This is a genomic window from Neobacillus massiliamazoniensis (assembly GCF_001048695.1).
GTDB lineage: Bacteria > Bacillota > Bacilli > Bacillales > Cytobacillaceae > Neobacillus > Neobacillus massiliamazoniensis.
In genome coordinates, this window is the sequence record NZ_CVRB01000001.1 from 894,195 (window position 1) to 917,788 (window position 23,594).

Sequence of the window (23,594 nt, forward strand, 5' to 3'; positions counted from 1 at the left end):
TCCTCTTTTATTGGCAGATTATTATTTTTTATGGACGTTAACTGCCTGTGGTCCACGTTGTCCATTTTCAATATCGAACGTTACTTCTTGACCTTCTTCTAATGATTTGTAACCTTCAGATTGAATGGCTGAATAGTGGACAAATACATCCTCGCCACCCTCACGCTCGATAAATCCAAAACCTTTTTCACTGTTAAACCATTTTACTCTACCGTGTTCCATTTCTTTGTAGCCTCCTAGCATGTACCTATACATGAAATTGCAAAAATATACTTGCGTAATTATTTTTGCCATTATTGGCTTTTTTATTCAATAGAACAAGTATTTTATTTTAGAACCCATTTTCGGATTGCTTTTGCCACTCCATCAGCTTCATTTGTATCCGTCACCCAATCAGCAGATTGTTTTACCTTTTCTTGTGCGTTTCCCATCGCAACACCAATTCCAGCTTCAACAATCATCGCCAAATCATTAAGACTATCTCCTACGGCCATACAATGGTTCATATCGATTCCAAAACGGTCACAAACGATTTTTAGTCCATTTGCTTTGTTAATTCCAAGCGGGTTTACTTCGATATTTGTTAGAGTTGAGTTACTTAGCTCGAATTCACCTTTTTCATTAAGTTCATTTAAGATAAACTCTCTTGTTGTATCATCATCAATATCAAAACCGAACTTCAGCCACTCGACTACATTGATATCCTCCGGCATTTCATTGGTCCAATAATTGTCGGTGCTAATGGCCCAAAACTTTGTCTTATGCTGTTTGGACAACTCCCACATCCACTCTACAAGATCCGTTTTTAACAGGCTTCTTTTGACTAATTCGCGGTTTTCATCCCAAATTTCACTTCCATTTGCTGTAACCAAAAAGGATGTTAACGATAAGGATTCAGCATATTTCCCACAAGTGATGATTGATCGGCCTGTACTGAGGACAACATAAACTCCCATCTCTTGTGCAGCCTTGATTGCCTTTCGGTTTGCTTCAGAAATTTCCCCTTGCTTATTTAATAGTGTTCCGTCCATATCAAGTGCAATTAATTTAATATCCTTATTATTATCCATATTTAATAGCAAACTCCCTTTTCATTTTACTGAAAGCCTATTTCTTTTTATTTTATTGCTTTTTCTTTTTAAACCTCACTAATTGATATCCAATGAAAGCAACATATAAAGGCATTGCTACATAAATAAAGTAAGGAAAACGATGATGTTCTTTTCTAAAGACCATGTAAATGGCATAACCAAGAAATAGAGTAATAATGATGCCGTATTTCGGAAGCGGGACTTCTTTCAAACTCGGTATTTTTATCGTGCTTACCATTAATATGCAAAGAGCAAAGAAAGCAATGACAAAAATGACCCCTGGCATCTTTCCGTGAAAAAAGGTCAATAGAGTTAACAAGCCCCCACCGGCAGTGATGGGGACACCTGTGAAATATTTTAAGGATGATTTCACTGCATTAATGTTAAATCTAGCTAATCGATAAGCACCGAATAATGGAAATAAGGCGGCAATCGCCATCCCGACAATCCCAAAATAAGAAAAATAGGCATAATATGCCATCATCGCAGGTGCTACCCCGAAGGTGACGATATCTGCAAGTGAATCCAATTCTTTACCGAGTTCACTTTCTACGTGTAACATCCTAGCAATCCGACCATCCATACTATCGAGCATCATGCCAATCAAAATGAGAATCGCTGCATTTCGGTAATCCCCTGATGCAGAATACATTACTGACAAAAAACCAAAAAATAAATTTAATAGTGTAAAAATGTTTGGAATACTGGTTCTAATAATATGTATCACTCCAATTTTATAAGCGCGGATTATTCATTTGATCCCCCACCTAGTTTATATTTCTTATTATAACGCTTTTCTTTGTAAAATTGGAAAAACCATATTGAAATTGCTAACCAAAATCCACTTGCAAAATACCCACCGATAATATCGCTTGGATAATGGACCCCCAAATAAATTCGGCTGATGCCGATCATGAGAATCATAAAAATACTTATAAAAAGAAGCAGACTTCTCCCCCACCTGCTTCGAATGTGGCGCCAGAGTAAGAATGCAACAATCCCATAAAGGGCGAAAGCACTCATTGCATGTCCGCTTGGAAAGCTAAACCCGCTTATATCAATTAAGCGGTGCAAATTAGGACGCACCCGATGAAACAATTGTTTTAATAGAAAATTTAAAACAGCTGCGCCTAAAACCACAACCGTAAACAAAATCAACTCCAAGCGATGATGTAAAACCTTATAAAGGAATAACATAATTAAAAGACTCAGGATAATTACCATCTTTGTCGATCCAATAAAGGTAAAGAACTTCATTACACTAGTGAGCGTTGGAGATTCAAGCCCCTGAACGGCTGAGATGATCGTACTGTCAAAATAAGCAATTTTATGATCACTAATCAATAAAGCAATAAGACTGAAGCAAACTAAACAAAATGCACTTATGATAAAAGCTATAATAATATTTGATTTAAAACTCATTTAAAAAATCCTTCTTTAATTATTATTCTGGAATTTCATTTTTCACTTTGATAGACCATTTTGAGAAAACAAAAAACTTTTGTCCAAAGTAATTGAGTATGGTATACAAGCCTGTCCCTACTAAGACAGCGAGGTCTGTCTTCACATTTTCAGTAAAAAAGGAATTCGAATTAAGAAGCCCTACCACTAAATTTTTCGCTAAATCATAGGAGATGAAATAGCAAGCTAAAATAACGATTATAAAGCGAAATACACTCTTTGTAACCGAATTATCGCTATTAAATGTAAATTTTCGGTTTAAAAGATAACTTACACAGGCTCCTATAGAATTCCCACAAAAAGTGGAGATCCAATAGGATAGGCCTAATGCATCTAAAAATAGATACATGAATGATAACCCAACAATAGTATTGACAATTCCCACCAGAATAAAGCGAACAAATGAATATTTCATCTCATGCTCCTATTTAACAACAGCTTCATTATGCTGCTGGGTCTTTTCTTGGACACTGTATAAATCTTTTTCAATTGCATACCTAGGGCGTCTTTTCACTTCGTGATAAATTTTTCCGATGTATTCTCCAATGATTCCGATTCCCAACAATTGTAACCCACCGACAAACCAAATAGAAATAATTAAAGAAGCCCAACCTGATTCGGTATGACCTAGGAATCTTTGTATTACTGCATAAGCTCCGGCAATGGCACTAATAATCATTGACAAAAAGCCTACAAACGTAACCAAACGGATCGGGGCCACACTAAAGGAGGTGATCCCATCAAATGCAAATGCCAGCATTTTCTTTAAAGGATATTTAGATTCCCCTGCTAACCGTTCCTTTCGATCGTAATAGACTTCTGTTGATTTGTAGCCAATACGAGGGACAAGCCCACGAAGAAATAAATTGGATTCTTTGTATTTTAATAGTTCCTCTAAAGCACGTTTACTCATAAGACGAAAATCTGCATGGTTGGGGACTAGTTTTATTCCTATTTTCCCCATAAACTTATAAAATCCCAGAGCCGTATTTCTTTTAAAGAAAGTATCTGTTTCACGTTTATCTCTAACACCATAAACGATATCAGCCCCTTCCCAAAACTTTTCAATGAACTCAGGAATGACGTTAATGTCGTCTTGAAGATCTGCATCAATCGAGATGACACAGTCGGAATGCTTGGCGGCAGTTTCTAGTCCAGCAAGGAGTGCAAATTGATGCCCGACATTTCCAGCAAGCTTAAGACCCTTAACATAAGGATTATTATCACTCTCGGTTTCAATTAAGTTCCAAGTGTTGTCCTTACTGCCATCATCCACAAACAATATTTTACTCTCATTTGATATAAGTGCATTCGTAATTAAATTAGTCATCAAAGTGGATAATTGAAAAGAGGTATCTGTAAATACCTCCTCTTCATTAAAACATGGAACTACTATAGTTAACACTGGTTTATTCATGGTTTAACTCCTTTAAATCATTTGGTTTCAATTGTCAATGTACCCCAATCTCTCTATTTTTTCAATAATCATCTATTGTCAACAGAACCAAAAAAAGAGGGCGATATCGTAAACAGGTTGTGGATGGAGACAAATAGGATTTTTAAATGGATATCAGGTATCTATTCTTTAATCGAAAAAGTATTCATTAAGGTTATCTCCACTCACATCTACATTTCGTCGATTCTTGCATAAGTAAAGCCCTGTTCAGATAATTCTTTGAGTACATCCTTTAAGGCGTTAATGGTATTGAGCGGGGCATCGACATCTGCCCCCCATGTTTCTCCGCAATCATGCAGCAGAATCACATCGCCTTTTTTTATTTGACCTAACAGTCTTGATTTAACCTTTTCACTACCGCCCTTCATTCTCCAGTCCTCAGCCATCACAGACCAGTGAATAATCTTGTATGATTTCGTCAGAAAGAAATCAAAAAGAGTCATTAACCCCCAAGGCGGGCGATAGTAAATAGTTCTCACTCCGGTAATTCCTTCAATAATAGAAGTACTTTTTTTTAACTGTCTAATAACGGTCCATGGAAACATCAGCCAATTAGACGTGTGCACATAATTATGAATACCAATCAAGTGGCCTTCTTCCTGCATTCTTATAATCAACTCAGGGTATCGTTCCGCTCTAGAAGCTACTACAAAAAAAGTAGCTTTTACCTGATATTTTTTTAATAAATCTAGCAACTGAGGTGTATAAACAGGGCTTGGACCATCATCAAAAGTAAAGGCAATTTTTGATGAAGAAGAATATCGTTTTATTACACCAATTCCAAAACCAGCAGTTAAAATAAAGGGAATTAAATAATATAAAGCCAGTAAAATAAATATAAGAAGTACAATCTTTTGCATATAAAGCTCACCTTCACTTAGCCTAACAATATGTTAGGAACAGTCCAAATTTATTTACCCCATAGCCATTTGTTGCTCTTCTTTTCCCCGATTTGCAGTTCTGATAATCACGTCAACGGCATCGATTGACGATGTCTTTGATTGATACATTTTTGTTCTTAATTTCATCGAAAGTAATGGGAAAGAATCATGGATCATGTGATGAATTTTCGTCACTAAATCAGATTCATTTTCCGCTAAAATAGCAAGGCCTGAATTCACTAAATAGTCCGCATTATCTTCTTCCTGGCCTGGAAGTGGATTGTATATTAATAATGGTAATTCCATAGCCATTGCCTCTGATATAGTTACCCCACCTGGCTTTGAAATCATAAGATCAGATATGGCCATTAATTCATTCACATTCTCACAAAATCCTAGGACAAGAACCTTATGCTTTGAGTTTCGCAACTCATCCTGCAATTGCTTTTGTAGTTTCTTATTTCTCCCGCAAATAACGATGAGTTGTATAGGTGTAGAAATTCTCTCCAAAGCGTGAAAGGTTGATAATCCTTTCCCGATCAACCCTTCTCCCCCACCCATCACGAGAATCGTGAATTGATTTGGATTTATGTCATATTTTGTGGCAAGAAGGTCCCGAGACTCTGTTTTCACAAATTTTTGGCGAATAGGAATACCCGTACATTTTATTTTGTATCGTTCAACACCTAAAGAAATTAATCTATCCTTTACCTGTTCGGACCCGACAACATATTGATCAGTGAAGGGATGAATCCAGTATGAATGATCCGTATAGTCCGTAATAATGGTAACTAGCGGAACATCAATTAATCCTTGTTCTTTTAATTTAGATATCATACTCGCGGCGAATGGATAGGTGCAGACAACCACTGTTGGGTTAATACTCTGTAATATTTCAAGCATCGAGCCCATTCCCAATGAAAAAAAAGTATTTAATTTGGTAGAGAAAGCACTTCTTTCCCTTGTTTTTCGATAAATGTAGCTGTACACTTGCGGAAACCTTTTGATAACCTTCTTGTAAAAATAATTGCTTACAGGATAAAGAAAGGGATGAAGCCACTGCATAATATCCAAAATAATCGGCTCTGTATCAGGAAGATTAAGATCGACTGCTTCACTGATCGCATTTGCCACTTGCTTATGTCCATCCCCATATGTGGCAGATAAGATCAGAATCTTATCCTTCTCTCTAAATTTCATAGCTTCATTAACTCCTTCACAAGAACATTAGGTTAAGAAAAGCTGACTTATTCATTTTCCCCTCTGTTTGTTTACAATTATACCATACCTAATTACCCTTTAAAGCGGTAGCCAGCGCCCCAAACCGTCTCAATATATTGAGGATTAGACGGGTCTGCTTCGATTTTTTCCCGTATTTTTCGAATATGGACCGTAACGGTTGAAATATCTCCAAAGGAGTCAAATCCCCATAATCGCTCAAACAGCTGTTCTTTATTAAAGACATGGTTTGGATGCTGAGCCAAAAAGGTTAATACATCAAACTCTTTCGCAGTAAATGTCACTTCATGGTTATTGACAAATACCCTTCTTGAAACCTTATCAATTCTCAAACCTCTAACCATTATACTTTCATTTTGTGGTTCCTTGTTAATTAAGCGCTCATAGCGGGCTATGTGTGATTTCACTCTAGCAACCAACTCGCTTGGACTAAATGGTTTCACGATGTAATCATCCGCTCCTAAACCTAAGCCACGGATTTTATCGATATCTTCCTTTTTTGCTGAAACCATAAGGACAGGAATATCTTTTTCACTACGGATTGCCTTGCAGATCTGAAAACCATCTATCCCCGGAAGCATGAGATCAAGTAATACTAATTCTACCTCTTCCTTCAATGCTTTATTTAATCCGTCCGTGCCATTTAAGGCAATTTCAACTGAAAATCCATCTATTTCCAAGTAATCTCGTTCGAGTTCGGCAATACTTTTATCATCCTCTATAATTAGGATTCTTTTCATCATTATCACCTGACTTTTTCAAAGTAAACAGAATTGTTGTTCCTTGTCCGACTTTACTTTCTGCCCAAATGCTTCCATGATGCTCTTCAATGATTCGCTTTGCAATCGATAATCCAAGACCACTTCCACCCTTCTCCGTTCCTCTAGCTAAGTCAGCACGGTAAAACCGTTCGAAGATCATCGGTAAACTTTCTTCAGGAATTCCTGGACCGTTGTCTTTCATTTTGAAAAGAATGTGGGAGTCAAAAGTTGATAAAGTAAAGCTCAACTTTTTAGTCTCTTTGTCATTATACTTCAAGGAATTATCTACAATATTGTTGATAACCCGTTTTAAATGTTCACGATCCCCAATAATAAGGTAATCCCCATTGTTTTTAATATGAAGATCAATTTCAACATTCTTATCCTCCCAGTCAAATCGAAGCTCTTCGACAAAATCCTCGAGGTAATGATTGAAATGAAATCTTTCAAAATTAAAAGGTAACCGTTGCAAGTCCAGTTTTGAATAGAGAAATAGTTCATCAATCATATGGTCTAGATTGATCGACTTTTTATAAATCGTCTCGATATAACGGTCCATTTTTTCAGGGCTATTGGCAACACCATCCCGAATCCCCTCAACATAACCCTTTATAGTCGTAATCGGTGTTTTTAAGTCATGGGAAATATTCGCAATTAACTCTGTCCGATTTTCCTCATATGCCACTTGTTTTTCAATCGATTCCTTTAATCGAATTCTCATTTCCTCAAATCCTTGAGCTAGTTGTCCCAATTCATCCTTGGACATCGGCTCAATCGAATAATTGAGGTTTCCTTCCTTAATATGATTTGCTGCCCTTTGTAATTCCCGTATCGGACGAATGATGCTCCTTGAAACTAAGTAAGTTAATAGACCATTCGTAACTACTAAGATAAGGATTATTCCCACAAATATTATTGGGAAAGAAGAGCGAACAAATTTTGCTAAACTATTCGCATCTGTAATAAAGAAAATCGAGCCCTCACTATGATCAGGAAAGTAAAAATCGAGCTTTCGAATCGTCAAATACTGACCATCAACCCGCTCAACTGGATCAACATCACTGATTAATCCAAACATAGGTAGATCATCTATTCCAATTCCTTTTAAAAAGGACGAGCTGTAAGTAATGCTCTTACCTTTTCTAACCACTATCCCAGTATCAGATTTATTTAACTCATTGTCGATTTTTTTTAAATAAGACGGATTGGAAAATTGTTCAGGATCATTTAATGCTTGCTTATGCACATCAATATAAAACTGATCGGTTTCGCTAATAGCTTTTTGTTGCTCGGGCGGAAGATAGGTTTTCTCTAATTCTTTAATATCCCCTTTGAAAAGCAAGGCCACTAAGAGTGTAGAAAGAATAACGAAAAAAATAGGAACAAGAACCATTGCAAGATAGGATATTAATAATCTAAGACGAATCGACATCTTCTCACTGCTTTCAATTTTTAAAATCATATATATTAGCCTTAATGACATCAATTATAATACGCAATAAAAATAGAATAAACAACCTGCCTAAAGAAACGATTAATGAATTATTAAATCTTTATTAAATTGTTCTAATTTAGAGTTTTGAAAATGGGGATATCGAATCAGTCTTATAATTGAATTTGGTGTTGCCTTTATCGCCATTGGCGCTATTTTAACAAAGTTAAATTTGTTATCAAACAACTTAAAATATTTTTATTGAATCTTATACTCCTGTCACAGACACAAATGACCTCGACCTCATACGATAAAGCAATGAAGGACAAAGGGGTCTTTCAGGATAAAATAAAGGAGGTGTTTTCAATGATTGTATTTACAGTTAAGGAAATTGAAACTGCCGTAGAAGAAGCTGAAAGCTTAGGATTAAACGATTTTATGTATCAAGACCCTCCTAGTTGTTGGGGAGGTTCTAGTCGTCGGTCAAGCAGACGCTCTAGCCAAAGTTCGAACAATCGGTCAAGCAGTCGCTCTAGCCAAAGTTCGAACAATCAGTCAAGCAGTCGCTCTAGCCAAAGTTCGAGCAATCAGTCAAGCAGTCGCTCTAGCCAAAGTTCGAGCAATCAGTCAAGCAGTCGCTCTAGCCAAAGTTCGAGCAATCAGTCAAGCAGTCGCTCTAGCCAAAGTTCGAGCAGAAGCTCCAGTAGACGTGCAAGCAGAATCGCCAGACGTCGGTCTAGCCGCCGCTCCAGCCATAAGTCCAGTCGTCGGTCTAGCCGCCGGACACGTTTCTTGGTAATTTTTAGATCGCAGCGACGTCGGTCTAGCCAACGGTCTAGCAAGAGGTCAAGTGAGCGTTCGAGCAGTCGATCAAGAGCTAGTTTCAGCCGCTCAAGCCGTCGGTCCAGCCGCAGATTCCGTCGTCGGTCCAGCCGTCGGTCTAGTCGCCGGTCTAGTCGTCGGTCTAGCCGTCGTTCTAGTCGCCGGTCTAGTCGCCGGTCTAGTCGCCGGTCTAGTCGTCGTTCTGGTCGTCGTTCCTCTCGTAGGTCAAGACGTCGTTAATCAGTTCACATTGATTCGGATAACTTGACAATATCTAAATAAATCAATTTATTTCCTTACCTACTATTTAAGACATGTACTCATTTTTATCAGTGCAAAACGATCAAAAACCCCGTTCTCATTTAATTATTCGAGAACAGGGTTTTCTTTTTATTAGATTTTTTTGTTTCTGTTTCATTATTGAATATTATTATTCAAAAAGTTATCTATATCAGATAACTTTTCTCAATTTTTAAACTGCTGACTCAAACAAAAAAGCCTTGTCCACATACGATATAGCAATGAAAGATTCAATTGATCTTTCTGGATTAAGGTAAAAATTTAAGGGGGTGTTGTAAATGAATGGATATTCTTCATTGGATATTCAAGAGGCTGTTCAAACTGTTGAAGATTTAGGTTTAAGTGAATATTTGTATAAGGACCCGAGTTGTGGGCCTCTAACTTCGCGCCGTCGTCGTTCTCGTCGCCGCTCTACTCGCCGTTCTAGTCGCCGCTATAGCCGTCGTTCCGGTCGTCGTTCTGGTCGTCGTTTAAGCAAAGTTCTTTCTGGGCTTCGTATAAGCGGAATTCTTTCTGGGCTCCGTTTTTGAAGTAGTTGATTAGGACACCATTTCTAATCATCTATTATCAAGAAAACAAAAAGGGCTGTATTTTTTATCAGCCCTCTTGCAAAATAAACATCCTTTCCTGCCTAACAAAGAGATTGAATTAATAGAATTGCCAATTATATCCCATAAACTTCACAATATTTTTCCTCAAGATATTCGACAAGGTAATCTGCATTTAACTCTTCACCAGTAACCTTTACAATCAGTTCATTCGGTGGGTAGAGTTTGCCGTATTGATGAATATTTTCCTTTAACCAGTCCTGAATGAAAGAAAATTGACCAGTCTCAATATATCTATAGAATTCTGGCAAGTCTTTTCGGATTTTACGAAGGATTTGGGCTGCATACAGATTTCCTAAAGAATAGGAAGGAAAATAGCCAAATCCACCGAATGACCAGTGTACATCTTGAAGAACCCCTTCTGAATCAGTACTTGGGATAATCCCAAGGTATTCTTCCATTTTTTGATTCCAAATTACAGGAAGATCCTTTGCCTCAATTTCACCGCCGATTAAGCCTTTCTCAATTTCATAACGAAGCATGATATGGAGATTATAGGTTAATTCATCTGCTTCTACCCGGATAAAGGATGGCTTCACCGTATTAACGGCACGATAATACTCCTCGACAGAATACTCTCCCAGTTGGTTTGGAAAATACGATTGCAAATGTGGATAAAAATAGTTCCAAAATTCATTGCTGCGCCCAATCTTATTTTCTAAAAACCTGGACTGTGATTCATGGATACCAAAGGACGCACCTCTTTGGAGAACCGATTCTTCAAATTCTGGGTTCACATGCTGCTCATAAATACCATGTCCTGCTTCATGAATGGTTCCAAACATTGCGGAGCGCACATTGTTTTTCAAGTAACGAGTTGTTAAGCGGACATCACCGATGTTTACAGTTAGTTCAAATGGATGAACCGTTTCGTCAAGTCTCCCAGCCTGCATATCAAAGCCAATTATAGGCAAAATAAAGCGATTAAACTCTTTTTGTTTTTCCACTTCAAATGGTTGGTCAAATAGATGATCCGGAGTACTCTTTCCATAATTCTGAATCCGTTCTAAAAGTTGCACACTTGATTCTCTCAACTTTGCAAACAATGGGTCTAGCTTTTTCACTGTTAAACCCGGTTCAAATTCATCAAGTAACGCATCATATGGATGATCCTCGTAGCCGTAAATTTCTGCAAATTTCCGCTTAAAAGCAACGATTTTTTCTAAAAAAGGTAGGAATCTTCCAAAATCATTTTTTTCTCTTGCTTCTTCCCAAGCATCATTTGCTTGCCCCGTTAAGACTGAGTATTCCTGAAACAGGTCAGCTGGAATGCTTTTTGATTTTTGATAATACTCGTTATATTCCCTTACCTTTGCCTTTGTCACTTGATCCAAGTTAAGTGAATTTTCCTTTGAGGTCAAAAATTGTAACAACTGCCCCATTTCATGTGATACGGAAAGTTTAAAAATCTCCGTTCTTAATGTCCCCGCTGCTTTTGCAAAAGTATTTCTACCCTTTTTAGGTGCCATAACTTTTTGGTCCCAGTCTATTAAACCAGAAATACTTGTCAGATGCGAAATTTTTTCATCCAAAGCTTTAAACTGCTCCAACGCCTTCTCTAAAGTTAAATCGACCACTTTTTGCTCCAATTTGTTGACCTCCTGTCACACTTTTCAGTTAAGATGTAAGCGTTTACTACACCCGTTTTTTATTATAAACTAAAAAATAAAAATAGGGCAAAAATTAACAATTCATTTTTTTATTGAATAATATCTTTTCCACTGTTTTGTATAAATCTAACATTTTAAAGTAGATAATATTCTTTAACTTATATTATCTTTTATCTATAGGTAATCCTTTACAATATTGGAAGAAGAAACGTAAAATAGAATTGAAGTATGTCATTTGGTTGACTCGAATAAGGACGTGTAATCAATGGAAAAAAAGAAGAAAAAAAAGTCCCATTTCCCGATTCGTCTAAATATCCTTTTTTTTAGCGTCTTTTTATTGTTCTCCATCCTTATTTTAAGGCTTGGTTTTGTTCAAATTGTTTATGGCGATAATTTTAAACGTGAATTAGCCCGAAATGACAACATTACGATTCTTCAGTCTGTACCAAGAGGGAAAATTCTTGACCGAAATCTCAGTATGATTGTCGACAACATTCCGAAAAGTGCGATTACATACACTAATAGTGGAGCGAGCCAAAAAGAAATGCTGGCAACAGCTGAAAAATTAGCAAAGTTAATCGATAAAAAAACAGATAAGGTCACTGAGAGAGATAAAAAGGACTACTGGATTATCAAGAATCCTAAGCTTGCGGATTCGAAAATAACCAAAAAGGAAAAGGATTTAGTTGTCGCCAAAAAAATTTCAGAAAAAGATTTATATAAATTAAAATTAGACCGGATTACTTCGGACGAATTGCAACAATTAACAGACGAAGATATAAAAGTACTAGCAATATATCGTGAATTTACAAGCGGTTATATGTACACTCCACAAATTGTTAAAAATGAGGATGTAAAACCTGAGGAATTAGCGGTTGTTAGCGAAAACCTTCAATCTTTGCCTGGTATGGAAACAACGACTGATTGGGACAGGTCATATGTGTTTGACAAAACGCTAAAATCGGTTTTAGGAAATGTAACGAGATCAGAAGAAGGTTTACCTGCTGAGCAACTTGATTATTTTCTATCACGAGGATATGACCGAAATGACCGTATCGGCAAAAGCTATCTCGAATGGCAATACGAGGATGTTCTTCATGGGTATAAATCCAAAGTTAAAAATATTACCGCAAAGGATGGAACATTACTCGATACTCAGATGGTTTCAAATGGTCAAAGAGGGAAAGACCTCGTTTTGAGTGTAAATATGAATTTACAAAATTCAGTTGAAAAAATTATTGAAGAAGAGCTATTGGCAGCCAAAAGCTCTCCTGGCACCACATTATTGGACCGGGCCTATGTCGTCTTGATGGACCCACATACCGGTGAAGTAATAACCATGGCAGGAAAACGGATTGTCAAAGACCCGGAAACTGGAAAGGTGGAAATGCAAGATGATGCCCTTGGGACATTTACCACCTCCTATAATGTTGGTTCTGCTGTTAAGGGGGCAACCATTTTAACAGGTTATAAGACGGGGGCTATTACTCCTGGTGATTCGTTTGACGATCAAGGAATTAAAATTAAGGGCACGCAGATAAAAAAATCTTGGACATATTTAGGACCAAACGTAAATGATATTGAAGCCTTAAAAAGATCGTCTAACGTTTATATGTTCCATACTGCTATCAAGATTGGTGGCGGACAATATGCATATGATCAACCTTTAAAGCTAAACCCTAATAGTTTTGAAATAATCCGTAATTCCTTTGCAAGCTTTGGACTTGGAGCAAGAACTGGAATCGATCTGCCAAATGAACAAGTTGGTTTTAAAGGGCAAAGCACGATGCCCGGATTTTTACTCGACCTGGTCATCGGCCAATACGATACCTATTCACCGATGCAGCTTGCACAATATATCTCTACCATTGCAAATGGCGGATATCGGATGCAGCCCCACTTAGTTAAAGAAATTCGTGAACCACTTGCAGATTCATCAGAAATCGGACCTATCTTTAAACAAGTCCAGCCGAATGTCCTGAATACTTTAGATTTTAAAAAAGAGTGGTTAGACCGGGTCCAATTAGGCTTTAAAAAAGTATTTCAAGAGTCTGGTGGAACAGCCTATAATTTTTTTGCAGATGCAACGTATTCCCCAGCAGGAAAAACAGGTACGGCTGAGGCCTTTTATGATGGTCCAGACCGCCCAAAATACGGTAAAGAACCACCTCCTGTTATGAATTTAAGCTTAGTCGGCTATGCCCCGAGTTCAAACCCTGAAATAGCAATGGCTGTTCTAATTCCATGGGCTTATCAAGGGGAACAAACTAACAATATTAACTTTAAAATCGGCCGAAGAGTCTTAGATACTTATTTTGCTTCAAAAACTAAGTAGTTCTGGTAATGGATTTCTTAATTCTAGGCTGTGTTAAAGGGCATTGTTGATTTTGAAACTATGTTGATTGGAGCGGAAGGCGCGAGACTCCTGCGGGAGTACTGGGCAGGGGAGCCCCCGCAGGCGCTTAAGCGTCGAGGAGGCTCCCCGGAACGCCCGCGGAAAGCGAAGCGCCTAGAGCGCAAATCAACAGCCAAGTTTAACACAGCTTAATTCGAAATAAAGAAGGAATGCGCGAGAATAAATGGCATAAGAGGGTGACTCAAAAATAACCTTTACTGAGTCACCCTCTTGATTTTTTTCCTTTAAGCACCGATTTAACAGCCTTTTCGATTTCAGAATAGCCAGTACAGCGACAAATGTTCGATTTCAGCCACTCTTTAATTGTTTGATCATTAGCTTCGGGATGCTTTTCAATCAATGCATGGCAGTTCATAATAAACCCCGGTGTGCAATAGCCACATTGAAAGGCAAAATTTTCGACAAAGGCTTGTTGAATGGGAGCATTCTCTAAGCCTTCAATCGTTAGTACTTCTTTTCCGTCTGCTTCCACTGCCAGCATTAAACACGATTTCATTGGCCAACCGTCAACGTTGACCGTACATGCCCCACAATCACCATTTAAACAACCTGGCTTAGCTCCTGTCAGTCCAAGATTGGCCCTTAAAGCAAATAAAAGGGTATCCGCTGTCCTGACAGTTACCAAATGTGTTTCCCTATTCACATGCAAAATTATTGTTTGAGTTTTCAATTATCTCCCCCCCTAAAGCCTTTTTACCTAACCCCTTCAAGGACAGTTAAACAATCAATTAATAAATTTTGTAACACAAATAGACGGTAGTCTGCCGAACCTTCAACATCATCTAGAATCGGGTCGGGTAAAACCTGTATAGCACGGGCAATTCGCTCACCCATAGATTGATCCCTCACATTTAAGGCAGCCTCTACCTCTATTGATCGAAATGGAAAGGGACAAAGACCGCTAATGGCCACTCGAACTTTCTCCTCGATTTTTAATGCAGCCAGCGTAATTAATGGATATCCAATGTCCCATTGCTGACGTCGCTTAACAGCGAAATGCTGTGCAGAAATAAATCGTTTTTCAGTTGCCATCTGCACAAGAAATTCCCCAGGCATTAGTTTAAGCTGTTCTTGGAAAATTTCATTAATTGGGACAACCCTTATTCCTTCAGCGCCAACGATGACGATCTGACTGTCTGCCAGTAAAAACGGCAGAACAGCCTCCCGGTAATAAATCTGCGCACAAATATTCCCACCAAGGGTAATTTTTCCACGTGCAGTATGGTCGGCAATCTCACTGGAGGTTTTTGTTAACAAAGGGAACGGATTTGCTTCCTCAATTTGAGTAAGGGTTAATGCACTTCCGAGAACAAGAAAATCACCTCTAAATTCCATTGCTTTACATTCGGCGATTTCTTTCAAATCAATGACTGCATCCGTATAGACAAGATTAATCCTACCAAGCGTGATTAATTCTGTCCCCCCCAAAATATACATCGGCTGTTTCCCCTGCTGTTTCAGGGAATGATATAAATCAACAGCTTTTTCTAAGGTTTCCGGTTTAAAATATTCAAAGTCAAAGGGAAGCATTATCTATTTGCCTCCTTTGCTCTCCAAATTAACTGCAGATGATGAAGTGAAACACCGGCTGCGAGCGATAACGCATTTCCAAGCGCTCCGGGCATTCCCATCAGCCCTTGTTCTCCTATCTCGGGCGCCCCATATGGAGAATCCAACTGAGGTGTTTCAACAAAACCGACCATCCAAGTCTCCCCCTCCTAACCCATCCCCAGGATCTTTGAAATTGTTCGATAATCTTCTTCCGTATCAACATCAAGAAAATAGATATCTTCTTCTAGCACAATTTTCTTTCCCACGCCTTTACGTATCAATGACCGCGCTCCTTGATCACCTTCCAACTCCAGTAATGCCGGAAACATACTCCTTGTAAAAAGAACTGGCGGCTTTGAAATCCCTTTTTGTGTAAACGAAAAATAAGGAATATTTTGTGAGTGGACAGATTCTTTAATCAATTGATTGATCATTTCCATTGTCACAAATGGCTGATCTGCAAGCAGCACCACTACCCCTTGTGCACCCAGAGCTTCCGCCAGCCTCACCCCAGCCTTAAGTGAAGCACTTTGACCTTCCTCTGCTTCCCTACATTCAAGTTGTCTCCAACCATTTCTTTTAGAAAAAGGAGCAAGCCAAGGAAGCAAATCTCCTTGTCGAGTGACCGCGATTGTTATGTCAAGCCTAGAATCGAGAGCCGCCCGAAAGGCGATACTCCCTAAATAATCTTCGCCTACCGGTAAATGTAATTTGTCCGTGCCCATGCGGCTGCTTTTACCCGCTGCTAAATAAATCCCGACTATTCCGTGATAGACCATACATGCTCCATACAATCTATAACTGGCTGCCTATGAATCTGAATCATTTCTGCCAAAATACTTATAGCAATTTCTTCAGGACCTTTAGCCCCAATAGAAAACCCAACAGGAGAATGAATATGAATGGGAATACTTCCTCCTTGCAGGAGGCGCCTTGTTCGATCCCTTGGGCCTAAAATCCCCAAATATTTCAGTTCCTTTTGAAGGAGCGTTAACAGGATTTCTTGATCTCTTTGAAAATGATGTGTCATGATGACGACGAAATCATCCGCTGTGAACTTAATTTGGTGAAAGGCCTCTTTTGGGAAGGCAACGATGATCTTATCTGCAGTTTGAAAGTTTTTCTTCTGGCAATAAGCTTCTCGCCAATCAACCACGGATACTGAAAAACCAGTCGCTGCTGCAAAGGCAACTAGGGGGATGGCATCAGGTCCTGCTCCAAAACAAATCAAACGTGGTTTTGGCTGAAAAAGGTGTTGAAAAATAGGCAATTCAGCCAGCATACCACTTTGAACCTCAGCAAACCCTACCGGTATTTTCCCCTTCCAATTACCAAACGGCTTTCCCAATTTCGGAATAAAGATATACTCCCCGTCCATTTCTAGCTTTTTCAAGAATAAAACAGGGATATTGAAGTCCAGCAGCTGCTTTAATGTTGAAAAATCCCTTTTCAGCTGATCAGTTATAGGCTCAAGTAATATATCAATGATTCCATTACAGCCAGTCCCCAGCCCCCAGGCAAGTTCTGTAGCTTCTCTCATATCATATTGAATCGTCATCATCTTCCACGTTTTCATCACTTCCTTAGCCTTTAGAGCTAAGTCAGCTTCTAAGCAGCCAGCACTAACTGTCCCAACTTGTGTTCCATCCTCCAAAAAAAGCATGGCAGAGCCTTCCTTTTTATACGCAGATCCCGTGACTCCGATAATGGTTGCTAATACTTTTTTTGTCGGTTTTGAAAAATACTCGAATAAACGATGAATATCCTCCACTCCACAACCTCCAACACAAATTTTGCTATCTTATGTATATTCACCGAAAAACCAATCCTAGAATGAATTATTCATTTGAAATACTAATTTTTTGAATAAAACAATTGTATAAGGTGATATAAAATTCCCTATTCAATTCTAACTAGCTACTTGTTAAGTTTTTGCCTCTACTGATTCAGGAAAAATGAAAAATACTAGATATTTGTTTCTTTGGAAATAATTTTAATGGTAGATACAACTTAGATGGTTTGAAAAGGGATGACAATATGCAGAAAAAACGCGCCTTGTTCTTAGTAGCGGTTGCCTCCGGAACGATGCTGAATCCATTGAATTCATCGATGATTTCATTGGCATTACATAGTATTCAAAGAGATTTTCATCTTTCGTTTACAACCGTATCATGGTTAATTTCTTCCTTTTACTTGGCGAGTGCAGTGGCACAGCCTGTGACTGGTAAAATTGGCGATTTGGTTGGTCGTAAGAAAATGTTCATAGGAGGACTTTTTCTTGTTGCCCTTTCTGCTTTTGCCGCACCACTTTCGACCACTTTTTTTATGCTACTTATGATGCGGCTAATACAATCCATTGGCAGTAGCGCGATATATCCTTCCGGTGTGGCACTAATTAGAGACCAAATAAAAGATCGTCAAGCATCAGCTCTCTCAGTGCTGGCTATTTTCTCTTCAGCCATGACGGCATTAGGTCCAACATTAGGCGGTTTTCTAATCGTCTGGGGTGATTGGCCGGCTATTTTTTGGGTGAACTATCCCTTTGTCTTGATGAGCTTTCTACTAGGTTGGTTTTTATTTCCTCGGGATGATAAAAGGGAAAAAATCGGTATGAAGAACCTACTTTCACAGCTTGATCTACTTGGAATAGGATTTTTCGCTGCCGGAATGGTATTCCTATTATGGTTTTTACTATCATTTGAAAGCACTATTCATTTTTTATCCGGTGTGATTGGGGTTTTATTTTTCGGATTATTTTTCTGGAGGGAATTAAAAGCGGAAGAGCCCTTTATTGATATTCAACTTTTCAAGACACACCCGAAGCTTTCTTGGGTGTATATACAATTTATTGTTTTAAATATCTTTTTTTATTGTTTATTTTTTGGTCTTCCCACCTATTTTCAGGAAGAAATGAAGTTATCCGTTGAGAATAGTGGATTACTGATGCTATTTATGTCTGGAATGAGTGTTATCATTTCACCTATAACAGGGAAATGGATTGATAAGGATGGGGTAAAAAAGCCGATTGTGGTAGGTTCATTTATTTCCATTATCGGAGCTGTTTTCTTAACATTATTTTTTGTTGGAGCCAATTACTGGGTGATCGGGTTCATATTAGCTGTTCTTGGGCTTAGCTATGGAATTGGAAACGTGGTGCTCCAGGTGGCAATGATGAATGAGAGCCCAAAGGACATTGTTGGGACAACATCAGGATTGTTTCAGACATGCAGATATTTAGGATCGATTCTATCCTCCATAGTCCTTGGTTTAATATTCGGGAAAGAAATTTCTACTGGAAACATGAAAATTCTTGGAATTTTCTTGATCTTCACGGGCGCACTTAGCTTTTTGATGAGCCTAAAATTCTCTATGAAGAAAACTCAAAGTGACCTTTAGGTGTCAGGCACCACCTTCTTTTTCTATTCGGTTTTTAATCTTCTCTTTTGGATTCCAGCAATTAAATTTATAGGTTGTTTTTGTTTCATATCCTAATCGGCTGCAAAAATAAATCATCTTCTCATTTTTTCTCTCAGCTCTAAAATGAGTGCAGGTTGCACAGCAATGATAATCTCTCATTTTCTCATCACCTTTTCATTTTTCTTTCTTAATCTCTTAAACTTTTTTTAATAATTTGTTCATATTTTTCCGATATGATAGAGTCAGGTTCAAGGAAGAGCCTACCTCCGCCCCTTTAAAATAGATTTTTTTGAAATCCGGCATTTGATTTTGCCGGATCCTTTTTTTTGATTAGGCTCTGTTAAACTTGCCTGTTGATTTCCACTCTAGTGGCGGTTCGGGAGCCTCCTCGGCGCTATGTGCCTGCGGGGTCTCCCTTGACCCGTTTTTCCCGCAGGAGTCGAGCGCCTTCCGCTCCAATCAACATGTTGCAAAACCAACAATGATCTTCGACATAGACTTTGATTAAAATAAAAAGAAAATATAAATGACTTCCCTATCTTTTCACTTAAACCACTAGCTAGTTCTTTAGAGTTTTTCGATAAAAGATGACAAAGGCGATTGAAAATATCACAAAAAGATAGAGACCGTACATGCCTAATGAGAAGAATTTATTGCTAGTAAAGGATGCCCCTGCATAAGTCAATACAAAAATATTAGGTATCTTACCGATCATTGATGCGATAAAGAACGTCATCCATTTGACTCTACTTACTCCGCAGACCATATTGAAAATTTGTGCCGGGATCACTGGAAGCAAGCGGCATGTTAAGATGGCAATAAAAGAATTGCGCTCCATAAATTGGTCAAACACTGAGGCTTTTGGATATTTCATCAATTTTTCCTGAGCGAAATCCCTAAAACTATACCTCATTAAAAAGAAAAAACTCATGGTACCGATCATTGCCCCCGCCAAAGAAATCATAATTCCGTGCACTACACCAAACACAGCCCCTATGATACCTGCAAGAACAGTAAACGGGATGATTGGAAAAAAGACGCAAATAGCAACAAATATCATACTAATGAAGACCGAAAAGGTTCCTCCCTCATTAATTAAATGCAACAAAACATCTTTTTGCATATAACCAATTGCAATGATTATAAGAAAAATACATACACTTAGAATTCTTTTTAACATCACGCACTCCATCAATAATTATTAATTTCTACCTATAGTATAATGGTAAATTTAACTTCGATAAAGAAATAGTTCATTTGAATATTTAATCTAAAATACCTATTACCATATCGATAGTAGTTCTTTCTACTATTTCTTTTGCTGTTAAACGTGACTGTTGATTTGCGCTCAAGAAGCGAGCATCCGCGGTCTCCCCTGCCCCGTACTCCCGCAGGACGTTGAATCAGCATCCTTGAATCAACACCGCACGAAGGAAATGCGATAGCATTTTCGAGGATCTCGCGCCTTCCGCTCCAATCAACATAGTGTCAAAAATCAACAATGACCTTTAACACAGCCTTTTCTTTTAAATTCTTATGTCCCCATTGTAATACTGCAGATACAATAGTTAGAAAGATATAGCGTTTATATTTTTACATACAATGTAAAAATATTGTAACAAACCATCCACGCTACTCACCAATACCAAATTTATAATAAAAATATAGAAGCATTTTTCTGATTAATAAAATACAAACGAATTTTGGTGATGAAAATGGAAGGTTTTAGCAAAGGACATCCACATTCCCACGGTCATGGGATGGCAAAAGCAATCAATTATGATGAAAACCCATTTATTGTGATTTGGGAAGTAACAAGAGCCTGTCAACTTAAATGTGTGCATTGTCGTGCAGATGCCCAGCTCGCTGCAGACCCAAGGGAATTAACGCATGAGGAAGGCATTAACCTGATAGATCAAATCTACGAAATGGATAATCCTATGCTTGTTTTTACAGGCGGAGATTGCATGATGAGAGAGGACTTGTTCGAACTCGCTGATTATGCTATTAAAAAAGGCATGCGCGTTTCCATGACCCCTAGCGCTACTGCGAATGTTACGAAGGAAAAAATGAAGCAGGCAAAAGATGTGGGTCTATCCCGCTGGGGCTTTAGTCTTGATGGTCCAACACCGGAGATCCACGACCATTTCCGAGGAACACCAGGTTCTTTCGATTTAACACTGGAAAAAATAAAGTACTTAAATGAACTTGAAATGCCTTTGCAAATTAATACGGTTATCTCCCGCTATAATTATGATTCGCTAGAAGAAATGTCAAAGCTCGTTGCCGAGCTTGGTGCCGTCATGTGGTACATCTTCCTCCTTGTCCCAACGGGTAGAGGTCAGTTAGATGCTTGTATCTCTCCAGCCGAGCACGAAAAAGTATTCCGCTGGCTGTATGAATTGAGCAAAACAGCTCCATACGATATTAAAACCACGGCTGCTCAGCATTATCGTCGTGTTGTTCTACAGCAGAAAATGCGTGACCATCTCATTGAAAATGGGGATATACATTATGAAGATACTATTACAACTGATTTTGCCTCAATGCATGATGGCTTAAAGCGTGCTCCAAAAGGGGTAAACGACGGGAACGGATTTGCATTTGTTACCCATATTGGTGACGTCGTGCCAAGCGGGTTACTCCCTATTGTAGGCGGTAACATTCGCGATACCCCGCTTGCCAATATTTATCGTGAAGCAAAAGTTTTTAAGGACCTTCGCCAGCCTGACAACTATAAAGGTAAATGCGGCGTCTGCGAATTTAACAAAATTTGTGGCGGCTCCCGTTCGAGAACGTATGCTGTAACAGGTGACTATATGGAAAGCGAACCATTTTGCGTGTATATTCCACAGGCATTACGAAATAAAGAATCAGCACCAACGGTTTAAAATAATACAAGGCATTCCCATCAAACGGGATGCCTTTTTCATTTTTATTCAAAAATAAATTCCCCATTTCATTGGAGGAATACTTTCTTTGGTTAAGTTTTTATCATTTCGGGAATGTTGTTTTTAGGAATAATTATTTTTCGAAAGGAAATTTCTTTATGCAGCAAATCAATTTAATAGAAAAAAACGTCTCAACCGGGCTTTTTCAATTTATTTTCTCTTTTTCGCTCGTTGAAGGAAGCAAACAAAATTTTATCACCTTTTTCGAGAATCAAGAATTTCAAGCATTTCAATTAAATCAATTAGAAAACGAAAATGCATTCTATGGAAATTTTCGTGTTTCCCATCGAGACATGGAAAAATATTTTTTTCCTAATACGAATAACATCCTTTTTCCACAGGCTTCAGAAAATACGGGATTTCAAAGGTATTCAAAATCATTAAATTTGAAGGCGATTCTAACAAACAATCATATTACAATTCCATTTCGACTCCATTCAATCGATCTTACTATCTGCCCATTTGAGCTTGGATTCATAACCCTTCGCACTGAAATTAGCGACTTACTTTTTTCTCAAGCAATCGAATATGCGTCGTCTTTCCAATCAATAAAGGAAGCTGAAATTGAATTACTGGGAGAGGTTTATCCAAGAATTAATGACTTTATCTTTGAAGCTTTACTTCCAGGATTAATGAGCTTCCTCGATATGAAAAGTTTAAGGGGGGTATTTTTTCAGGAAGAACCGTTTGCTGGTAATGAGCAAATATACGTCCAATCGCTATTGTCTTTTAATGAAAATCAACAAATAGAGTTGGCTGATGTTTATCGTTCAGGCTTTCTAAATGGATTGGACGCTGATTCAAAACCATTTATTAATTCAAAAAATCTTAAATATATCCAACAGTATGTTCAGGGAAACAGCGACGATTGTTGGGCACCAAATAGGTATTATTTTTTCGGTACATCTTGTTTTACCTGTATTTCTAACGAGTCGAAAATGACTACCGATCAACTAGCAAGTCAATTTTATGGTGAATTTTACTATAGCCTTCTCGTCAATCTTTACCATAAATCTGTGTTTTTAAAAATAGCAAGGGACTATTCAAAACTAAAGATTGACACCGATTCAAAAGAAATCAGAAAACTAATTTACCTCATCAATTCCTTTACCTCAAATTATTTCTATCTTTCTGATTTTGGACTAACTCGAGAGCAAAAGCTTTATGACCTCTTCCGGAAAACCTTTAACATTGATTTATTATATAATAATACGAAGGAAACTCTTATTACCTTAGTTAAGTATGATGAAAACACTGTAACTAAAAAAGACAGTATAATACTATTAATATTAACACTCTATACCGTTGTTTGCGGTATTTTCAGCATGAATTTGTTTACCAACGATTTAAAAGGAAAGATCCATTGGTCTCATTTAAAAGATTACAATCCATTTGAAAACTTTGCCATCTTTATAGTATTCAGTGGATTGCTAGTTGCGACAATCCTGTTGATTCTAAATCTGTTCCAGTCCTACAGCAATTGGAAAAATCGAAAGAAGTGGGTTAAGCAAATCGTATTCTCATCGAAAATCAGTAAAAAATAGCTGATTTTTTGGGGTGTATTCGTTATATTGGATATATTGCAATATGTTTAATTT

The 23,594-nt window shown here is 38.0% G+C and carries 23 protein-coding genes and 1 pseudogene; 6 read left to right on the forward strand and 18 right to left on the reverse strand.

Features of this window, described 5'->3' with window-relative positions:
- Positions 1-21 precede the first annotated feature (21 nt).
- From BN1082_RS04330 to BN1082_RS04375, 10 genes are all read right to left on the reverse strand, one after another.
- Entirely contained in the window at positions 22-222 is a 201-nt protein-coding gene (locus BN1082_RS04330; protein WP_090631374.1) for a cold-shock protein, read from the reverse strand.
- 104 nt (positions 223-326) lie between these two features.
- A complete protein-coding gene (locus BN1082_RS04335) occupies positions 327-1,070 on the reverse strand; it encodes a Cof-type HAD-IIB family hydrolase (RefSeq protein WP_090631377.1) in 744 nt (247 codons plus the stop codon).
- 52 nt (positions 1,071-1,122) lie between these two features.
- Entirely contained in the window at positions 1,123-1,818 is a 696-nt protein-coding gene (pssA, locus tag BN1082_RS04340) for a CDP-diacylglycerol--serine O-phosphatidyltransferase (protein ID WP_176699640.1), read from the reverse strand.
- Positions 1,819-1,838: 20 nt separating this feature from the next.
- Entirely contained in the window at positions 1,839-2,513 is a 675-nt protein-coding gene (locus BN1082_RS04345) for a phosphatase PAP2 family protein (RefSeq protein WP_090631380.1), read from the reverse strand.
- A 22-nt stretch (positions 2,514-2,535) separates the two neighbouring features.
- Positions 2,536-2,967, reverse strand: a complete 432-nt coding sequence (locus BN1082_RS04350) for a GtrA family protein (RefSeq protein ID WP_090631382.1) — start codon at positions 2,965-2,967, stop codon at positions 2,536-2,538.
- Between the two features lie 9 nt (positions 2,968-2,976).
- Positions 2,977-3,969: a glycosyltransferase family 2 protein gene (locus BN1082_RS04355; RefSeq protein WP_090631385.1), complete on the reverse strand. Its 993-nt coding sequence runs from the start codon at positions 3,967-3,969 to the stop codon at positions 2,977-2,979.
- Between the two features lie 209 nt (positions 3,970-4,178).
- Positions 4,179-4,868 (reverse strand): polysaccharide deacetylase family protein, encoded by a 690-nt coding sequence (locus BN1082_RS04360; protein ID WP_090631387.1) that lies wholly within the window; start codon positions 4,866-4,868, stop codon positions 4,179-4,181.
- Positions 4,869-4,922: 54 nt separating this feature from the next.
- Complete coding sequence (locus tag BN1082_RS04365; RefSeq protein WP_090631390.1) at positions 4,923-6,089, reverse strand: MGDG synthase family glycosyltransferase; 1,167 nt, start codon at positions 6,087-6,089, stop codon at positions 4,923-4,925.
- Positions 6,090-6,181: 92 nt separating this feature from the next.
- The gene (locus BN1082_RS04370; RefSeq protein ID WP_090631393.1) at positions 6,182-6,868 is read right to left on the reverse strand and encodes a response regulator transcription factor; all 687 of its coding nucleotides are present in this window, start codon (positions 6,866-6,868) and stop codon (positions 6,182-6,184) included.
- On the reverse strand, positions 6,840-8,321 hold the full coding sequence (locus BN1082_RS04375; RefSeq protein WP_176699641.1) for a sensor histidine kinase: 1,482 nt from the start codon (positions 8,319-8,321) through the stop codon (positions 6,840-6,842). The genes BN1082_RS04370 and BN1082_RS04375 overlap by 29 nt, the downstream gene beginning before the upstream one ends.
- A 366-nt stretch (positions 8,322-8,687) precedes the next feature.
- On the opposite strand from BN1082_RS04375, the gene BN1082_RS28810 reads away from it, so the two are divergent.
- Entirely contained in the window at positions 8,688-9,383 is a 696-nt protein-coding gene (locus BN1082_RS28810; protein ID WP_425412123.1) for a CotG/ExsB N-terminal domain-containing protein, read from the forward strand.
- Positions 9,384-9,721: 338 nt separating this feature from the next.
- Positions 9,722-9,973, forward strand: a complete 252-nt coding sequence (locus BN1082_RS04385) for a CotG/ExsB N-terminal domain-containing protein (RefSeq protein WP_090631400.1) — start codon at positions 9,722-9,724, stop codon at positions 9,971-9,973.
- 134 nt (positions 9,974-10,107) lie between these two features.
- Here the strand turns inward: BN1082_RS04385 and BN1082_RS04390 are convergent, their stop codons facing one another.
- Positions 10,108-11,640, reverse strand: a complete 1,533-nt coding sequence (locus BN1082_RS04390; protein WP_090631403.1) for a carboxypeptidase M32 — start codon at positions 11,638-11,640, stop codon at positions 10,108-10,110.
- 286 nt (positions 11,641-11,926) lie between these two features.
- On the opposite strand from BN1082_RS04390, the gene BN1082_RS04395 reads away from it, so the two are divergent.
- On the forward strand, positions 11,927-13,996 hold the full coding sequence (locus BN1082_RS04395; protein ID WP_090631406.1) for a peptidoglycan D,D-transpeptidase FtsI family protein: 2,070 nt from the start codon (positions 11,927-11,929) through the stop codon (positions 13,994-13,996).
- 283 nt (positions 13,997-14,279) lie between these two features.
- On the opposite strand, the gene BN1082_RS04400 is transcribed toward BN1082_RS04395, so the two are convergent.
- The 5 genes and pseudogenes from BN1082_RS04400 to BN1082_RS04415 form a co-directional block, all read right to left on the reverse strand.
- On the reverse strand, positions 14,280-14,747 hold the full coding sequence (locus BN1082_RS04400) for a (2Fe-2S)-binding protein (protein ID WP_090631408.1): 468 nt from the start codon (positions 14,745-14,747) through the stop codon (positions 14,280-14,282).
- A 23-nt stretch (positions 14,748-14,770) separates the two neighbouring features.
- A complete protein-coding gene (locus BN1082_RS04405; RefSeq protein ID WP_090631410.1) occupies positions 14,771-15,607 on the reverse strand; it encodes an FAD binding domain-containing protein in 837 nt (278 codons plus the stop codon).
- Positions 15,607-15,795: pseudogene (locus tag BN1082_RS27285) on the reverse strand (hypothetical protein); the annotation flags it as partial. The pseudogene BN1082_RS27285 and the gene BN1082_RS04405, both read right to left, overlap by 1 nt.
- Positions 15,796-16,407, reverse strand: a complete 612-nt coding sequence (locus tag BN1082_RS04410) for a nucleotidyltransferase family protein (RefSeq protein ID WP_090631412.1) — start codon at positions 16,405-16,407, stop codon at positions 15,796-15,798.
- Positions 16,389-17,399, reverse strand: coding sequence for an XdhC family protein (locus BN1082_RS04415; RefSeq protein ID WP_245640307.1), 1,011 nt, complete (start codon positions 17,397-17,399; stop codon positions 16,389-16,391). Before BN1082_RS04415 ends, BN1082_RS04410 begins: the two co-directional genes overlap by 19 nt.
- A gap of 266 nt (positions 17,400-17,665) precedes the next feature.
- Between BN1082_RS04415 and BN1082_RS04420 the strand changes: the two genes are divergently transcribed.
- Positions 17,666-19,024: an MFS transporter gene (locus BN1082_RS04420; RefSeq protein WP_090631415.1), complete on the forward strand. Its 1,359-nt coding sequence runs from the start codon at positions 17,666-17,668 to the stop codon at positions 19,022-19,024.
- A gap of 3 nt (positions 19,025-19,027) precedes the next feature.
- On the opposite strand, the gene BN1082_RS27290 is transcribed toward BN1082_RS04420, so the two are convergent.
- On the reverse strand, positions 19,028-19,204 hold the full coding sequence (locus BN1082_RS27290; RefSeq protein WP_176699643.1) for a hypothetical protein: 177 nt from the start codon (positions 19,202-19,204) through the stop codon (positions 19,028-19,030).
- Between the two features lie 400 nt (positions 19,205-19,604).
- Positions 19,605-20,225 carry a TVP38/TMEM64 family protein gene (locus tag BN1082_RS04425; protein WP_090631433.1) on the reverse strand — a complete coding sequence of 207 codons (621 nt, stop codon included), beginning with the start codon at positions 20,223-20,225 and terminating at the stop codon, positions 19,605-19,607.
- A gap of 535 nt (positions 20,226-20,760) precedes the next feature.
- Between BN1082_RS04425 and BN1082_RS04430 the strand changes: the two genes are divergently transcribed.
- Together BN1082_RS04430 and BN1082_RS04435 are read left to right on the forward strand one after the other, a co-directional pair.
- Positions 20,761-21,936, forward strand: a complete 1,176-nt coding sequence (locus BN1082_RS04430; RefSeq protein ID WP_090631436.1) for a TIGR04053 family radical SAM/SPASM domain-containing protein — start codon at positions 20,761-20,763, stop codon at positions 21,934-21,936.
- Between the two features lie 158 nt (positions 21,937-22,094).
- The gene (locus BN1082_RS04435) at positions 22,095-23,540 is read left to right on the forward strand and encodes a hypothetical protein (RefSeq protein WP_090631438.1); all 1,446 of its coding nucleotides are present in this window, start codon (positions 22,095-22,097) and stop codon (positions 23,538-23,540) included.
- Positions 23,541-23,594 lie beyond the last annotated feature (54 nt).

Excerpts from the sequence above, each read along its gene's own strand:
- BN1082_RS04330 (WP_090631374.1), bottom strand. The coding sequence starts at position 222 with ATGGAACACGGTAGAGTAAAATGGTTTAACAGTGAAAAAGGTTTTGGA.
- BN1082_RS04335 (WP_090631377.1), bottom strand. The coding sequence starts at position 1,070 with ATGGATAATAATAAGGATATTAAATTAATTGCACTTGATATGGACGGA.
- BN1082_RS04345 (WP_090631380.1), bottom strand. The coding sequence starts at position 2,513 with ATGAGTTTTAAATCAAATATTATTATAGCTTTTATCATAAGTGCATTT.
- BN1082_RS04350 (WP_090631382.1), bottom strand. The coding sequence starts at position 2,967 with ATGAAATATTCATTTGTTCGCTTTATTCTGGTGGGAATTGTCAATACT.
- BN1082_RS04355 (WP_090631385.1), bottom strand. The coding sequence starts at position 3,969 with ATGAATAAACCAGTGTTAACTATAGTAGTTCCATGTTTTAATGAAGAG.
- BN1082_RS04360 (WP_090631387.1), bottom strand. The coding sequence starts at position 4,868 with ATGCAAAAGATTGTACTTCTTATATTTATTTTACTGGCTTTATATTAT.
- BN1082_RS04365 (WP_090631390.1), bottom strand. The coding sequence starts at position 6,089 with ATGAAATTTAGAGAGAAGGATAAGATTCTGATCTTATCTGCCACATAT.
- BN1082_RS04370 (WP_090631393.1), bottom strand. The coding sequence starts at position 6,868 with ATGAAAAGAATCCTAATTATAGAGGATGATAAAAGTATTGCCGAACTC.
- BN1082_RS04375 (WP_176699641.1), bottom strand. The coding sequence starts at position 8,321 with ATGTCGATTCGTCTTAGATTATTAATATCCTATCTTGCAATGGTTCTT.
- BN1082_RS28810 (WP_425412123.1), top strand. The coding sequence starts at position 8,688 with ATGATTGTATTTACAGTTAAGGAAATTGAAACTGCCGTAGAAGAAGCT.
- BN1082_RS04385 (WP_090631400.1), top strand. The coding sequence starts at position 9,722 with ATGAATGGATATTCTTCATTGGATATTCAAGAGGCTGTTCAAACTGTT.
- BN1082_RS04395 (WP_090631406.1), top strand. The coding sequence starts at position 11,927 with ATGGAAAAAAAGAAGAAAAAAAAGTCCCATTTCCCGATTCGTCTAAAT.
- BN1082_RS04405 (WP_090631410.1), bottom strand. The coding sequence starts at position 15,607 with ATGCTTCCCTTTGACTTTGAATATTTTAAACCGGAAACCTTAGAAAAA.
- BN1082_RS04410 (WP_090631412.1), bottom strand. The coding sequence starts at position 16,407 with ATGGTCTATCACGGAATAGTCGGGATTTATTTAGCAGCGGGTAAAAGC.
- BN1082_RS04420 (WP_090631415.1), top strand. The coding sequence starts at position 17,666 with ATGCAGAAAAAACGCGCCTTGTTCTTAGTAGCGGTTGCCTCCGGAACG.
- BN1082_RS27290 (WP_176699643.1), bottom strand. The coding sequence starts at position 19,204 with ATGAGAGATTATCATTGCTGTGCAACCTGCACTCATTTTAGAGCTGAG.
- BN1082_RS04425 (WP_090631433.1), bottom strand. The coding sequence starts at position 20,225 with ATGTTAAAAAGAATTCTAAGTGTATGTATTTTTCTTATAATCATTGCA.
- BN1082_RS04430 (WP_090631436.1), top strand. The coding sequence starts at position 20,761 with ATGGAAGGTTTTAGCAAAGGACATCCACATTCCCACGGTCATGGGATG.
- BN1082_RS04435 (WP_090631438.1), top strand. The coding sequence starts at position 22,095 with ATGCAGCAAATCAATTTAATAGAAAAAAACGTCTCAACCGGGCTTTTT.